The organism is Pollutimonas bauzanensis (genome assembly GCF_040393045.1).
In the GTDB taxonomy this organism is placed as follows: Bacteria; Pseudomonadota; Gammaproteobacteria; order Burkholderiales; family Burkholderiaceae_B; genus Pollutimonas; species Pollutimonas bauzanensis_A.
The window spans coordinates 1-15,294 of the sequence record NZ_JBEBUX010000105.1; the positions used below are offsets into that span (position 1 = coordinate 1).

Here is a 15,294-nt window from a genome sequence, read left to right on the forward strand (position 1 = left end):
GAACAACCGTCACCAGAACCGGACAACGTCGCTAAAGCACCCCTGATACAAGCGCCGTAAACACTTGAACCAAAATGCGCTAGATGAAATTGGCAAGGTCGCTGAGACGGGCAGGTGCTTAGGATGCTTCTGACGGCCGTGGAAGGGTCAACAGAGCTCATGCGCCTGGCTTGTGTGGCCCGCCAGTCGTTGCACCCTGCAGAAGCCCAGAAAGCGCTTACGTACTGAACTGCCTGCGCCGGTGTTCGAACAGGCAAATACCTGCCGCCACCGCGACATTCAGTGACTCCACATTTTCTGCTTGCGGAATAAACACGCGTTTCTCAGCCAAGGCCAAAAGGTCGGCATCGACCCCCTGCCCCTCATTGCCCAACAGCCAGGCGCAATCCTTAGGCAATACTGCTTCGTACAACGACGCAGCATTTTCCAGCGCCGTAGCGACCAAAGGTATTTCCAGCCTTTCGTGCGCCTGCATCAAGTCCACATGTTCGTATATCGACATGACAAAATGTGCGCCCTGCGCGCTGCGCAAGACTTTGGCCGACCATGCCGAGGCACAGCCTGGCGATAAGTAAGCATGCTTTATGCCTGCTGCTGCCGCCGTGCGCAGTAAGGTGCCGACGTTGCCCGGGTCCTGCACCCTATCCAGCCAAATGCAATTATGATCAATATGCTGCGGCATCAGCGGCGCAGGTGCGGACACGACAAAGCACACGCCCTGCCCATGTTCTACTTGCGATAGTCCCTTCATCAGCCTGGGCTCGCAAGATAGGCACAAACCGGGATCCAGTGCCCGGGCGAGGCCGCCCAGTTCAGTATTCTGTTCCAGTCGTTCGGCGTCGAACAAGGCCAGTTCAGGGCTGCCAATATGCTGTAGCCACGCCTGGCAAAGATGAATTCCTTCCAATATCACACGATGGTCTGTGTGTCCGTCTTCAGCGCCAATAGCGCGCTTACCGGCAGCCAGCCGCAGCACTCGCTTGTATACAGGGTTTTCGCGGGAACTTAGATGTTTCATGAGGACACTAGCAAACGCCTGACAGGCGCAAAGCTGCGGCGATGTGCGGGACAAGGGCCGTGCATTTCCAGCTTGGCCAGATGCAAAGCTGTGCCGTAACCTTTGTGTTGATCAAAGGCATAGTCCGGGTAGGTTTCGTGTAATACCAGGCAATCGGCATCCCGGGCAGTCTTTGCAAGAATGGAGGCTGCGGAAATTGCCGGGACGGTGGCATCGCCCTTGACGATGGCTTCGGCCGGGCAGATCAAGCCTTGCGGTATGCGGTTGCCATCTACCAATACCTTGCAGGGTGCCAGAGCCAGGCCTTCGCAAGCACGTCGCATAGCCAGCATCGTCGCATGCAGGATATTCAGGCTGTCGATCTCTTCTATGCTCGCGCTGGCTACGCACCAAGCCAATGCGTGAGTACGTATCTCGATGGCAAGCATTTCCCGGCGTTGCGCAGTCAGTTTTTTAGAGTCAGCCAGCCCTTCTATGGCTACAGCGGGATCCAGTATGACAGCGGCGGCATAAACCGGGCCGGCCAATGGGCCGCGCCCCGCTTCGTCGATGCCTGCTACGTGCAAGACAGCGGGCTGTAGAAGGTCGAAGAGATCAGGCTGCGCCACGGCTAACCTGCTGGATAATCGCCTGTGCGGCCAAAGCAGGCGTGTCTCGCGACAAGGATTCATGCATAGCGATAAAACGCTGCACTACCTGCTGAGCGTAAGGCTTGTCGGTAAGCGCTTTCCAGGTGGCCTCAGCCAGAGCCTGAGGTGTGGCATCGTCTTGCAAAATCTCTGGCACGACAAAGTCGCGCGCCAACACGTTGGGCAAACCCACCCACGGCACGTAAGGCCGGGATTGGCCGGACTTCCATTCCATCAGGCGTTTCATCATTGGCGAAAGCACGTAAGAGATCACCATAGGCCTTTTGAACAACGCTGCTTCAAGGGTAGCGGTGCCGCTTGCCACCAGGACGGCGTCAGCCGCTTGCATCACATTCCAGGCAGCCGGACGGGCCGCGAAATACGCATCCGAATTGCTGTCGGCGGATGTTTGCAGCCCTTTTGCATCGGCTTGACCGGATAGCAATTGAATAGCAGCGGGATCTTGGCTGGATGGCCGTCCGGCCTGGTCAATAATATGACAATTGGCAATAGGATATTGTTCCAGCAATACCTGAAATTCACGGCGGCGCGTGGCATTAACCATGGGTACCAACACCTGCAAATCCGGATCTTGCTTGGTCAATAGCTGCACTGCTTGCAAAAAACGCGGCCCTAACAGCTTGATTTCAGACGCTCTGCTGCCAGGCATCAGGGCCAGGACTCGTGCATTGGCATCGACACCCAAGTAGCGTCTTGCAGCTTGCTGGTCGGGCTGCATGGGAATGAGTTCGGCCAAGGGATGGCCGACGTAGGTTACCGGCACCCCTTCCTTCTGGTAGATTTCTTCCTCAAACGGAAACAGCACCAGCATGTGCGACACGGCCTGTCGAATCTTGTGTATGCGTTCGTAGCGCCAAGCCCAGATAGACGGCCCCACGAAATGCACAGTGGGGATCCCCGCCTGTTTCAGTTGAAGTTCAAGGCGCAGATTAAAATCGGGTGCGTCGACACCCACAAATACATCCGGAGTCTGCTTGAGCCAACGTTTTTTTACGTCGGTATAAGTGGATATCAGGCTGGGCAGGCGCTTGAGCGCATCGACATAGCCAAACACCGTCAATGCGTCCATGGAGTGCCAAGTATCAAAGCCTTGGTGGCTCATGGCGGGGCCGCCTATGCCCTCGCAGCGACTGCCGGCATCGTGCCCCGCAATACCACGTATGACCCGGGCAGCAAGCAAATCGCCCGAAGGCTCGCCAGCCACCATGCCCACGCGCAACGTCATAAACGGGCAATACCGCGCGTAGAGGCGGCCAGAAAGTCGACCATGACTTGCAAAGCGTCATGTGCCACTGGTTTTTCTTGCTGCAGTGCACGCATTTGCTCGCAAGCTTCGTCGACCTTGAGGTTGCGACGATAAAGCAGCTTATAAGCCTCTTTCAATGCAGCTATGGTTTCTGGCGTGTAGCCTCGTCGGCCCAATCCTTCCGAATTGATCCCTACCGGACGGAATGGATCGCCTGCCCCAATGAGATAAGGAGGAATATCCTGCCGTATCGAACTGGTGCCCCCTACCATGGAATGCGCGCCTATGCGTACAAATTGATGGGCCGCGCAAAGCCCTCCGATGATCGCCCAGTCGCCCAAGTGGACATGGCCGCCGAATTGCACGCCGTTGGCAATAATGGTGTGGCTGCCGATTTGGCAATCGTGCGCTATGTGCGCATAGGCCATGATCCAATTATCGTCGCCCACGGTGGTTACACCGACATCCTGGATCGTGCCGGTATTGATGGTCACATATTCGCGCACGGTATTGCCGTCGCCAATAGTTAGCCTTGTAGGCTCGTTGGCATACTTCTTGTCTTGCGGCATGCCGCCGATCGAACAAAACCGGTAGAAGTTGTTATTGGCGCCTATCGTGGTGTACCCATCCAGCACGCAATGTGGTCCGACCACCGTCCCCGCGCCAATAGTCACGTGTTCGCCAATGACGCTGTAAGGTCCGATGCTGACGTCGTCGGCAATCTGTGCGCCAGTGGCTATGATTGCCGTAGGATGTATCTGACTAGCCATGGCTACTCTTCCAATACGCGGATCGCACACATGATTTTGGCTTCTGCGACAAGATTGCCATCTACCGTAGCCCTGGCGTTATAGCGGCAAATTGCACGGCTGATTTTGTCGGCCACAACTTCAAGGCGCAACTGGTCGCCGGGAACTACTGGGCGGCGAAAGCGCGCGCCGTCGATGCCCACCAGATAGTAGGCCATTTTCTTATCGGCCGGCTTTACATCGTTGCCTTCGAAAGAAAACAAAGCTGCCGCCTGTGCCAGCGCCTCGATAATAAGCACACCAGGCATGACGGGATGATGAGGGAAATGTCCATTGAAAAATGGTTCGTTCATCGACACGTTTTTAATGGCTACGATGCTTTTGCCAGGTACCATTTCAATGACACGGTCAACTAGCAGCATCGGATAACGATGCGGCAAGCGCTCCATGATTTGTTGAATGTCGAATTCCATCTTTTTTATATCCTGCGTGCTCGAATCGTGCAATACGATTTCTAGGTTATTGTGTGTTTTTTTCCATCGACCGAAGGCGTCGCCGCAATTGGGCCAATTGAGACAGGACGGCGGCATTGCGCTGCCACTGGGTGTGCTCGGAAAATGGATAGACGCCGGTATAGCGGCCGGGTTTGCTGATGTTTGAGGTAATAGCTGTTCCGCCCGACACGTGGACATCGTCGCCTAGCACCAGGTGACCTGACAGCATGGCTGCGCCAGCTATAGTGCAACGCTGCCCTATGATGGTCGAGCCTGCTACGCCGACACAAGCCGCCATAGCCGTGTGGTCGCCAATTTGCGAGTTATGCCCGATCATGATCTGGTTGTCCAGTTTGACACCATTGCCAATGACGGTGTTTTCCAGCGCACCGCGATCAACGGTAGTATTGGCGCCGATTTCGACATCATTCCCCACCACCACCCCGCCGATTTGGGCGATCTTGGCCCATGCACCGGCTTCTTTGTGCGGATCGGGTGCGAAACCAAAGCCGTCAGCACCCAGGACTGACCCCGAATGAAGAATAGCGCGATCCCCAACCACGACATTGTGATACAGCGTAACTCGCGCATGTAAAAGACAATCGTCGCCGATGACCGACTGAGCGCCTACGACGCAATGAGGTCCCAGGCGAGTGCCCCGCCCAATACGCGCACCCTCTTCCACCACGCAAAATGGGCCAATGTTGGCCCCATCGGCGATGTGTGCAGTTGGCGATACGATGGCACTAGGATGAATGCCTGTTTCCAGGCGATCTATCCGGTGCTGATCAAACCATTGCGCCAACAACGCATACATCAGGTAGGGTTGACTGCACAACACAACACGATATGAGTAGCTTTCGGGTTGGAGCGTTTGATAAACAGCATCGGTCATGATGACCGCAGCGGCCTTGCAATCGTCCAATTGACCTTGAAGCTTGGGATTGGACAGGAAACTGACTTCCGCAGGGCCGGCGGACGTCAGCGAGCCCAGGCCGCGGATACGCGGCGCAGGCTCGTTGCTGGTGTCGACCGGTTTACAGTCAAGGCCGATGGTATTTGCCTTGGCGAGAAGCTCGTGCAGTGTTGGCGCTTGTTCAGGGGCTAGCAATACCGGCATTTGCTATTAGCCGCCCAAGGCTTTCATGACTTGGTCAGTGATGTCGACTTTAGGGCTGACGGTAACGGCATCTTGAATGATCAAGTCGTAATTTTGCTGCTCGGCGATTTTCTTGATGGCTGCATCGGCTTTTTCGACGATGCTGGAAAACTCTTCGTTGCGACGGCGATTGAAGTCTTCCTGGAATTCGCGACGCTTGCGTTGCAAATCGGAGTCAAGATCGGCCAATTGGCGTTGACGTTTGACGCGTTCGGACTCGGACAAGACAGGTGCGTCTTTGTCGAACTTCTGTGCCTGAGTGCGCAAACTGGTGGCCAGTTTTTGCAATTCGTCGTCGCGGCGCTTGAATTCAGCTTCGATTTTGGCCTGTGCTGCTTTTGCAGGCTTGGAGTCACGCAAAATGCGTTCTGTGCTGACGAAGCCGATTTTTGTTGCCTGTGCATGGACAGGCGCTGCGATCATGGCGCTGGCGCCAAGCGCTGCCGCCAGGACGAGCGCCCGGTTGCCGCGAGCAATGCTACGGGTTAAAGCAGAAACTTGTAAAACGAATTGAGACTTCATGAAAAATCTACCTTGCAAAGTAGCAGAGATAAAAAAGCTATTGTGCCATTAAACGGCGTGAATCAGAAACCTGTTCCGATCTGGAATTGGAAGGCCTGTTTGTCGTCGCCTTCCTTGGCGTTAAGTGCGCGGCCATAAGACAACTGCAACGGACCCAACGGGGACTGCCAAGACAAACCGATACCTGCCGAATACTTCCAGCCGCACGGGTCTTCCGAACTATTGTCGATACCGCGAGCGCAGGTATTGCCGCCAGTAGTAGTTACCTGCCCTGCATCGGTAAACAAGAACCAACGCAAAGTCCGATCGCGCGTAGCGCCAGGGAACGGCAAGTACAACTGTACATTACCTACGATGCGCCGTGAGCCGCCAAGGTAATCATTTGTACGCCGGTCACGGCCACCGAGCGAAGCGCCTTCGTAGCCGCGCACCGACCCAATGCCGCCACCGTAGACATTCTTGATCACCGGGAAGGTCTTGTCGTTATAGGTTTTACCCCAATCCGCCAAGCCGTTGAATGCCAGCGTGTACGAGCGGCCCAAGGGCAAATAATACTGCTGTTGGGCGCTGAGCATGTAGTAGCTGAGGTCCATGGTGGACAAGTCGCCCGACAGACGGGTGTAGCTGCCTTTGGTCGGCGCTATGGCGCTATCGCGCGTGTCCTTGGACCAGCCCACGTTGAAAATAACTGAATTTGTGCTTTCGCCATATTCCTTGACGAAATCTTCATACGCTATGGGCGTATTTAGATTCAGGCGGCTAAGCTTATTGTGTTCAAAGCTTACGCCTGCAAAGATGCGGTCATATTCTGAGATCGGCACGCCGAAATTCAGGCCGCCACCAATGGCCGTAACTTCGTAATCGCCAAAGGCGTTGTTGTTATCGTATGGCGTGGTGCGGCGATAGTACAGCGACGTTGTCTTGCTGATGCCGTCTTTGGTCCAGTATGGGTCGGTATGCGAAATAATCGCGGCCCGATTCGTTTTACTGGTATTGACCTGCAATGACAGCGTGTTGCCGCTACCGAAAATATTGTCCTGGCTGATCCCGGCCGACAAAATCACCTTGTCGGTAGACCCATAGCCTACGCCCAGATTGATCAGGCCCGTTGGCTTTTCTTTGACATCTACGTTGACGTCGACCTGATCAGGCGAACCGGCGACAGGCGCGGTCTGTATATTGACATCGTTGAAATAGCCCAGGCGATCGATACGGTCGCGCGAGGACTTGATGCTTGACGAATCGTACCAGGCGGCTTCCTGCTGGCGCATTTCCCGGCGTACGACTTCGTCGCGTGTACGGGTGTTGCCACCGATTTGGATACGGCGCACATATACGCGGCGGCCCGGATCTACGTAAAAAGTCAGATCGGCTTCGTGGTTATCGCGATCCAATACAGGATTGGGATTGACGTTGGCGAAAGCATATCCCAAGCTGCCGAGATAATCGGTAATGGCTTTTACCGTGGCGTTGGTTTTTGTTGCAGAAAATGTTTCACCTTCTTTGATTTGCACCAAAGGCTGAATTTTCTCGTCCAGGCCAAGCAAATCGCCCGCCAGTTTCACGCTGCGCAGTTTATAGGGCTCGCCTTCATGGATGGTCAAGGTGACGAAAATATCGTGGCGGTCGGGCGAAATGCTGACCTGCGGCGGTTCCGAGGAATACTCCAGGTAGCCGCGATCCAGGTAGTACGAACGTATGCGTTCGGTGTCGCCTTCGAGTTTTTCACGCGAATATTTGTCGGTGCCGGTATACCAGGTCATCATGCCCGAGTCGGTGAGCTCCATTTCGCCCAATAACGTGCTTTCGGAAAACGCCTTGTTGCCGACGATGTGTATTTCTTTGATCTTCGCCAGATCGCCTTCGAAGATGTCGAAACTGACACCTACCCGGTTGCGCGGTAGCGGCGTAATGATGGGGTTGATTTCAACCCCGTATTTGCCCTTGGACAAGTACTGCTGCTTGAGCTCGAACTCGGCCCGTTCCAGCATGGAGCGATCGAATACACGGCCTTGGCCAAAGCCGACCTGCCCAAGGGAGGTGGTAATGGCCTTGGGGTCGAACTCGTGCATGCCGTTGAAGCTGACTGAAGCGATCGTGGGTCTTTCCTGTACCGATACGACCAATACATTGTTGGTGGTATCGATTTTGACATCGCTAAAGAAACCCGTTGCGTATAAACGCTGAATCGCTTCGCTGGCCTGGGCTTCAGTGAACTGCTCGCCTACCTTGACCGGCAAATAGCTGAATATGGTGCCTGCGTCGACGCGCTGAATGCCATTGACCTGGATATCGCGGACCACAAAAGGTGAAAACGCGTTCGCAAGGCTTGGAAGAAGCATCGCGGCCAGCAAAACAGGCATGGCACGCTTGGCAAAGGGGAATTTCCGGCTAAACGACATCCTGGAGGATCCTTGGGCGAATAAATGGTGGAAGATTGTAAGGCACAATGCCCTTAACTAAAAATACGGGAAAAATCGATACGGGCAAAATCATTGAAAAAAGCCAGCCCCATCAACGCTACCAACAACCCCAGCCCGATACGCTGGCCGTTTTCCAGCCATTTTTCGGGCACTGGTTTACCGCGGATGGCTTCCAGGATATAGAACATCAAATGTCCGCCATCAAGCATAGGAATAGGTAACAGATTTAAAACGCCGATACTAACACTGATTAAGGCCAAAAAGCCTATATACGCAGCCAGTCCGATGCGTGCTGTCTGACCTGCATAATCAGCAATAGTAACCGGCCCGCTGACATTGCGCAGCGAAACGTCGCCCCAAATCATGCGGCCCATCATCTTCAAAGAAAACCAGGCGGTCTCGACAGTGCGCGTTACACCACGCCCAAAACTGTCGACAAGACCATAGCGCACCATCACCGTCGGGAAGTCGGCGCCCAGCATGACGCCGATACGGCCAACTGGCGCGCCATCAGGACCAGGTTCGTTGCGTGGGGTAACGATTAATGCCAACGGCGTGCCGTCGCGAAGTACGGTAATTGGAAGAGGCTGGCCGGCTTGCTTCTGCACTTCAGATACGACGGCGCTGGCCGAGGGGTTTTTTAGCGAACCTAGCCCAACAACAATATCGCCGCTGCGCAGGCCGGCTGCTTCGCCAGCGCCGCCAGCGGTCAGTTGGTTGACTTTTGGCCGGGGCGCTGCCAAGTTCAGGCCAGCCTCCGCCATCAGGTCCGATCCTTCAGGTTCTATCGTGCCCGCAGCGAGGTTGAGCGTACGCTCACGCGATAGTCCGGCATCGGTATCTACCTGGATCGTAACCTCGCCGCCACTGGTCAATACATCAAGCAATTCCCAACGCGCTTCGCTCCAGGACTGCACCTGGCGCTGGTTGATTCCAGTAATGCGATCGCCTTCCTGGAATCCAGCCTGAGCTGCTATGGTATTGGGCGGTGGCGCGGCAATGATGGCGGCAGGTTCGTTAGTGCCGACCAAGCCAAGCGCGGTATATAACAATGCTGCCAGGATGAGGTTGGCAATAGGCCCCGCAACGACAATCGCGCTGCGCTGGAGTAACGTCTTGTTGTTAAAAGCTTGGCCGGCTTCGGTTGGCGTGGCGCCTTTCGGAGCCTCGTCGAGCATTTTTACGTAGCCGCCCAAAGGAATAGCCGACAACGCCCATTCAGTACCGTGACGATCTGTACGGCGGGCAAGAACCTTGCCAAAACCTACCGAAAATCGCAGTACGCGCACGCCGCAACGGCGGGCGACCCAGTAATGGCCAAGCTCATGAAAAGTGATCAATACCCCGAGGGCAAGAGCAAAGGCAAGTAAAGTGAAAAGCATGGAACCTCAAAAAAACAGCGCAACTATCTTCTAAGAAGACAGAATTCAGTGGCTATGCGGCGGGTGTGGGCGTCGAGCGCCAAAACATCGTCCAGCGAATCCAGGCCCGTTGCCGGCATGCCCGCAATTCGACCAAGGCTGTCTTCTATGACGCAAGCAATTTCAGTATAGCGAATTTGGTGTTTCAAAAAACAGTCTACAGCGATCTCGTTGGCCGCATTCAGCGCCACGCAGGCTGCCTGGCTGGTTTTCAGCGCGTCAAACGACAGCCGAAGGCAAGGAAAGCGCTCGAGATTGGGTTCTTCAAAATCCAGACGCCCCAACGCGGTAAGGGCCAGCAGGCCAACGCCGCTATTGATCCGCTCCGGGAACCCCAAGCCATATGCAATGGGCGTACGCATATCCGGTTGACCCAATTGGGCCAAAATCGAACCGTCTTCGTATTCGACCATGGAATGCACCATGCTTTGCGGATGAATGACCACTTGTATGCGGCTGACAGGCATGGCAAACAGCCAGTGCGCCTCGATAACCTCAAGCCCTTTGTTGAGCATGGTAGCCGAGTCGACCGAGATTTTTCGGCCCATGCTCCAGTTGGGGTGGGCGCAAGCCTGATCAGGGGTAACGCCGGACAGCATGTCCAGGGCCATCGTGCGAAAAGGCCCGCCAGATGCGGTTAGCAGCAATCGCCTGACCCCTTTCGCAGGCGTCGTAGGCGCAGTCGCCCTGTCGGTATGCGGCAAGCACTGGAATATGGCGTTGTGTTCACTATCGATAGGCAAGAGTTCAGCGCCATTTTCACGCACGGTCTGCATGAATAACCCCCCTGCCGCAACCAAAGCCTCTTTGTTGGCAAGCAAAACACGCTTGCCAGCCTTGGCCGCCGCCAGAGCCGAAGGCAGGCCCGCTGCGCCGACAATAGCGGCCATGACTGTCGTAACCGCTGTATCCGCTGCGGTGTCGGCCAGCGCTTGCTCTCCTACCCTGATCTCGGGCATGGGGTTCGCGGCAGACCAGGCCTGAATAAATCTGACACGGGCGGAATCGGTTGGAACGATGACGACTTTAGCGCCCGTTGCGTGGGCTTGTTCAGCCAACCTTTCGATACGGCTGTGCGCACTGAGCGCATAAACAGACATCATTTCCGGATGCCTGGATATGACATCCAGTGTGTTTTCGCCTATCGATCCGGTGGAGCCCAGAACGCACACATGCTGGAATGTCATTAGAGCCATACTCCGGTTAATAACAAGGCGATTGGCGCCACAGGCAGCAAGGCATCAATGCGGTCGTAGACCCCGCCATGCCCGGGCAACAGTTGACTGGAGTCTTTTACCTGAGCTCGCCGCTTAAGCAACGACTCGAACAAATCGCCCACGATAGACAGCGCGGCCAGGAAAATTGCCAGGACCAGTACGGCCCACGTAGGCCAGCTCTGGGATAAGACAGCGCCAAAACTGCCGGGCCAATATGCACTGGCCATGACCCAAATTGCCGCGGCAATCACACCGCCTGCGGCACCTTCCCAGGTTTTACCGGGACTGACTTTGGGAGCAAGCTTGTGCTTGCCCAGCGCTTTGCCGGTGAAGTAGGCTGCAATATCGGCAAACCAGATCAATGCCAGCAACGAGACCAGGAACCAGGCGCCGTATTGCAAAAAGAGTTGTACTAAGGCTGCCCAAACGGCAATGACGGCGACAATACCGAACAGGCTAAGCCATATCCCGCGGGTTCGCTCTGTGGCCTGCCCTCGGAACACCATGCCGGTTGCCACGATGATCCATAGCAGCGCCACCAGGGGTAGCAGCCAGCGGTTCAGTACTGACTGCAGATTGACTGCCCAAAGCTGCGGGTCAGGCGATAGCCACTGACGCGCCAGCACTAATAGTCCGGCCGCTGTCACGACCGCTAGCATCATAGGAAACGGTGAGTCCTTGCCTGGCCAGGTAAGTCGTAGCCATTCCCATAGGGCGCAAGCCGCCGCCAGGGTAAACAGCAACACCAGTGGCCATGAACTTGGCGCAAGCAAGGTGCCCAACAGCACTGCCAGTAAGACAACCGCCGTAATGACGCGTTGCTTCAACATAGGGAACTCCTGTATTCAGGGTTGTTGTGCAACCTGGGCGCTGGTGCGGCCAAATCGGCGTTCCCGGGTTCGATACCAATCAAATGCGGCATCGATTTCCTTGGGACCGAAATCGGGCCAAAAGTCGTCTGAAAAATATAATTCAGTATAGGCGAGTTGCCAGACGAGAAAATTGGAAATGCGCTGCTCGCCGCCTGTACGAATAAATAGGTCGGGCTCAGGCGCGTAGGACATGGACAAATACTGGGTCAACAAAGACTCGTCGACGGCTTGCGGATCATTGGCCAAGTCGGGGCGAGCTTGCAGTAAACGCCGGAACGCCTGAAGAATATCCCAACGTCCGCCGTAATTGGCAGCGATGGTGAGGTTTAGCGTGGTGTTGTGGGCAGTGCGCTGCTCAGCCGCCTGTATCAGCTCTTGTAGCCTGGGCTCGAATGGCGACAAATCGCCCACGATACGCAAACGTACCCCTTGATCATTCAGCTTGCTGACTTCTTTTTCCAGTGTCTGTATGAACAGACGCATCAGCAAGCTGACCTCTTCTTGCGGACGGCGCCAGTTTTCGGAGCTAAAAGCGAATAGCGTGAGGTATTCGACCCCTCGCCTGCCGCAGGCTTCTACCGCGCGGCGCACAGCTTGCACGCCGCGGACATGGCCCGCGGTGCGCGGCAAAAAACGCTTGGTGGCCCAACGCCCGTTACCGTCCATGATGATGGCCAGATGGCGGGGAACGTCTGCACACTCGGGTACAGCCAAAGTCGTGCTACGTAGCATCAAGAATAATCCGTGTCCGGGACGGCTTCAAACCGTCATGATCTCGGCTTCTTTCTGGGCAACAAGCTTGTCGATTTCCGCAACATGTTTGTCGGTGAGCTTTTGTACATCATCTTGCATGCGGCGCTCGTCGTCTTCGGAGATCTCCTTGTCCTTGACCAGCTTTTTAAGCGTGTCATTGGAGTCGCGACGCAAGTTGCGCACGGCAATCTTGGCATCTTCACCCTCGGTGCGCACTACCTTGGTAAGGTCCCGGCGACGTTCTTCAGTAAGCGCTGGCATGGGAACACGAATACTGTCGCCCATGGAGATCGGGTTCAAGCCCAGATCGGATTCACGTATGGCTTTCTCGACTGGGCCTGCCATGTTCTTTTCCCAGACCTGCACATTGATGTTGCGGGCGTCGATAAGGTTGACGTTGGCAACCTGGCTGATTGGCACAGGCGAACCGTAGTACTCGACCATGACGTGGTCGAGTATGCCTGCGTGGGCTCGTCCGGTGCGAATTTTCGACAGGCTGACCTTGAGCGTTTCAAGCGACTTGGCCATCCGTGTTTCAGCCGATTTCCTGACCTCTGAAAGACTCATTACTATTCCTTTATCAAACGTGTACCAGTGTGCCTTCGTCTTCGCCGGAAATTGCGCGCTTCAGGGCGCCCGGCTTATTGATCGAAAACACCTTGATCGGCAGCTTCTGATCACGGCACAAAGCAAATGCTGTCGCGTCCATGATTTCGAGGCGGCGTACTATAGCTTCGTCGAAGCTGATACGCGCATAACGTGTAGCGGTTGGATCCTTGTTGGGATCGGCGCTGTATATACCATCAACCTTGGTCGCCTTCAGGACGATTTCAGCCCCGATTTCGGCGCCACGCAAGGCGGAGGCGGTATCTGTTGTGAAAAATGGATTGCCTGTGCCCGCGGCAAAAATGACTATTTTTCCCTCTTCGAGATAGCGCAAGGCTTTGGGGCGGATATAGGGTTCTACGACCTGATCGATATTCAGGGCTGACTGCACACGCGTATCGATACCTCGGTGTTTGAGTGCATCTTGAAGGGCGAGCGCATTCATGACTGTCGCCATCATGCCCATGTAGTCGGCCGTAGCACGATCCATGCCTTGCGCCCCGGGGGCAATGCCCCGAAAAATATTGCCGCCGCCAATCACGATGGCGAGTTCGACACCCATGGCAGCGACTTCGGCAATTTCTTCGGTCATCCGCAATATGGTCGAGCGATTGATCCCAAAGGCGTCTTCCCCCATCAGCGCTTCGCCGGAAAGTTTCAGAAGTACGCGCTTATATGGTCTGGTGGTCATCGATAGGATCCTAGGTAAACAGTCCAACGAAAGTGTAAGCCAGAGTCGGGCCTGCGTGGCAACGCAGACCCGATTTTTTCACTTAATACTGAATTAAGCGTTGCCGGCGGCTGCGGCTGCAACTTCAGCGGCAAAGTCCTCGGACTTTTTCTCGATGCCTTCACCTACGACATACAAGGCGAAACCAAAGATCTTCGCGCCCTTTTCTTTGAGCATTTGCTCGATGGACTGCTTGTCGTTCTTGACGAACGGCTGAGACATCAGGGTGACTTCTTTCAGGAACTTCTGGATCGAGCCTTCAACCATTTTGGTCACGATTTCGGCTGGCTTGCCGGATTCGGCCGCTTTTTGCTCGGCGACAGAACGCTCTGCAGCAATGTCGGCTGCCGAAACGCCGCTGGCATCCAATGCCTTGGGACGTGTGGCCGCAATGTGCATGGCCAGGTCTTTACCTGTTTCTTCAGGGCCCGAGAATTCAACCAGAACGCCAATCTTGCCGCCGTGAACATAGCTGGCCAGTTGGTTTTCGGTTTCAAAGCGCTGGAAACGACGCACAGAGATGTTTTCACCGATCTTGCCGACTAATGTCGAGCGGAAGGATTCAACCGTGCCATCGCCCATAGGCAAATCGGCAAGTGCTGCCACGTCGGCAGGGTTTTTTTCAGTAATCAGTCCGGCAACTTGCTGGATGAAGCCGGTGAAGTCGTCGTTTTTGGCGACAAAGTCGGTTTCGCAGTTGACTTCGACAAGGACGCCGCGCTTGCCGTCGGAGGAAATGTTCAAGCCGATCAAGCCCTCAGCGGTTACGCGAGTGGCTGCTTTACTGGCTTTGCTGCCCAATTTGACGCGGAGAATTTCTTCAGCGCGGGCCAGATCGCCTTCGGCTTCGGTCAGTGCTTTCTTGCATTCCATCATGGGCGCGTCGGTTTTCTCGCGCAGTTCTTTAACCATTGATGCGGTAATTTGAGCCACTTTTTTTCTCCAGTTCACTAAAACACACCCCGGCATAGCCGGGGCAGGTGCACAACGATGTGATCGGCCGCGCAGCCCTTCTGTCAGGCTGCGGCCGAAACCCGGATGAGTACCGGGCACATACGCTTATTCGCGCTCTTGCTCTACTTCGACGAACTCTTCGTCGCCTTCTGCAATTTCTTCAACCAGACCGTTAAGGTTTTGTTCACGGCCTTCCAGGATGGCGTCGGCCATGCCACGAGCGTACAGAGCAATTGCCTTAGCCGAGTCATCGTTGCCCGGAATGATATGGGCAACGCCGTCTGGCGAGTGGTTGGTGTCGACGACAGCAACCACAGGAATACCCAGAGTCGTGGCTTCGGCGATAGCAATCTTGTGATAGCCCACGTCGATGACGAAAAGCGCGTCAGGCAATGTGTTCATGTCCTTGATGCCGCCAATGGCCTTGTTCAGCTTTTCGAGTTCGCGATCGAACATCAGCGCTTCTTTCTTGCTCATGCG

16 protein-coding genes are annotated in these 15,294 nt (G+C 55.3%); all 16 read right to left on the bottom strand.

Going from position 1 to position 15,294, the window contains the following annotated elements:
* Positions 1-217: 217 nt before the first annotated feature.
* Positions 218-1,018 (bottom strand): TrmH family RNA methyltransferase, encoded by an 801-nt coding sequence (locus ABWO67_RS14800; RefSeq protein WP_353152840.1) that lies wholly within the window; start codon positions 1,016-1,018, stop codon positions 218-220.
* The gene (gene rnhB / locus ABWO67_RS14805) at positions 1,015-1,626 is read right to left on the bottom strand and encodes a ribonuclease HII (protein ID WP_353152842.1); all 612 of its coding nucleotides are present in this window, start codon (positions 1,624-1,626) and stop codon (positions 1,015-1,017) included. Before rnhB ends, ABWO67_RS14800 begins: the two co-directional genes overlap by 4 nt.
* Entirely contained in the window at positions 1,613-2,893 is a 1,281-nt protein-coding gene (gene lpxB / locus ABWO67_RS14810) for a lipid-A-disaccharide synthase (RefSeq protein WP_353152844.1), read from the bottom strand. The genes rnhB and lpxB overlap by 14 nt, the downstream gene beginning before the upstream one ends.
* Entirely contained in the window at positions 2,890-3,684 is a 795-nt protein-coding gene (lpxA, locus tag ABWO67_RS14815) for an acyl-ACP--UDP-N-acetylglucosamine O-acyltransferase (RefSeq protein ID WP_353152846.1), read from the bottom strand. The genes lpxB and lpxA overlap by 4 nt, the downstream gene beginning before the upstream one ends.
* A 2-nt stretch (positions 3,685-3,686) precedes the next feature.
* Positions 3,687-4,136 carry a 3-hydroxyacyl-ACP dehydratase FabZ gene (gene fabZ, locus ABWO67_RS14820; protein ID WP_353152848.1) on the bottom strand — a complete coding sequence of 150 codons (450 nt, stop codon included), beginning with the start codon at positions 4,134-4,136 and terminating at the stop codon, positions 3,687-3,689.
* A 46-nt stretch (positions 4,137-4,182) separates the two neighbouring features.
* Entirely contained in the window at positions 4,183-5,277 is a 1,095-nt protein-coding gene (gene lpxD, locus ABWO67_RS14825; protein WP_353152850.1) for a UDP-3-O-(3-hydroxymyristoyl)glucosamine N-acyltransferase, read from the bottom strand.
* A gap of 6 nt (positions 5,278-5,283) precedes the next feature.
* Positions 5,284-5,838 carry an OmpH/Skp family outer membrane protein gene (locus ABWO67_RS14830; RefSeq protein ID WP_353152852.1) on the bottom strand — a complete coding sequence of 185 codons (555 nt, stop codon included), beginning with the start codon at positions 5,836-5,838 and terminating at the stop codon, positions 5,284-5,286.
* A 62-nt stretch (positions 5,839-5,900) separates the two neighbouring features.
* Entirely contained in the window at positions 5,901-8,240 is a 2,340-nt protein-coding gene (gene bamA / locus ABWO67_RS14835) for an outer membrane protein assembly factor BamA (RefSeq protein WP_353152854.1), read from the bottom strand.
* 53 nt (positions 8,241-8,293) lie between these two features.
* Positions 8,294-9,643: an RIP metalloprotease RseP gene (gene rseP, locus ABWO67_RS14840; protein WP_353152856.1), complete on the bottom strand. Its 1,350-nt coding sequence runs from the start codon at positions 9,641-9,643 to the stop codon at positions 8,294-8,296.
* A gap of 23 nt (positions 9,644-9,666) precedes the next feature.
* Positions 9,667-10,869, bottom strand: a complete 1,203-nt coding sequence (locus tag ABWO67_RS14845; RefSeq protein ID WP_353152858.1) for a 1-deoxy-D-xylulose-5-phosphate reductoisomerase — start codon at positions 10,867-10,869, stop codon at positions 9,667-9,669.
* On the bottom strand, positions 10,869-11,729 hold the full coding sequence (locus ABWO67_RS14850; RefSeq protein WP_353152860.1) for a phosphatidate cytidylyltransferase: 861 nt from the start codon (positions 11,727-11,729) through the stop codon (positions 10,869-10,871). The genes ABWO67_RS14845 and ABWO67_RS14850 overlap by 1 nt, the downstream gene beginning before the upstream one ends.
* A 15-nt stretch (positions 11,730-11,744) precedes the next feature.
* Positions 11,745-12,503 (bottom strand): polyprenyl diphosphate synthase, encoded by a 759-nt coding sequence (uppS, locus tag ABWO67_RS14855; protein ID WP_353152862.1) that lies wholly within the window; start codon positions 12,501-12,503, stop codon positions 11,745-11,747.
* 27 nt (positions 12,504-12,530) lie between these two features.
* The gene (gene frr / locus ABWO67_RS14860; RefSeq protein ID WP_353152864.1) at positions 12,531-13,091 is read right to left on the bottom strand and encodes a ribosome recycling factor; all 561 of its coding nucleotides are present in this window, start codon (positions 13,089-13,091) and stop codon (positions 12,531-12,533) included.
* A gap of 13 nt (positions 13,092-13,104) precedes the next feature.
* Positions 13,105-13,821 (bottom strand): UMP kinase, encoded by a 717-nt coding sequence (pyrH, locus tag ABWO67_RS14865; protein ID WP_353152866.1) that lies wholly within the window; start codon positions 13,819-13,821, stop codon positions 13,105-13,107.
* Positions 13,822-13,914: 93 nt separating this feature from the next.
* A complete protein-coding gene (gene tsf / locus ABWO67_RS14870) occupies positions 13,915-14,793 on the bottom strand; it encodes a translation elongation factor Ts (RefSeq protein ID WP_353152868.1) in 879 nt (292 codons plus the stop codon).
* A 126-nt stretch (positions 14,794-14,919) separates the two neighbouring features.
* Positions 14,920-15,294 (bottom strand): 30S ribosomal protein S2 (gene rpsB, locus ABWO67_RS14875; RefSeq protein ID WP_353152870.1); only part of this gene is annotated, 375 nt, incomplete at its 5' end.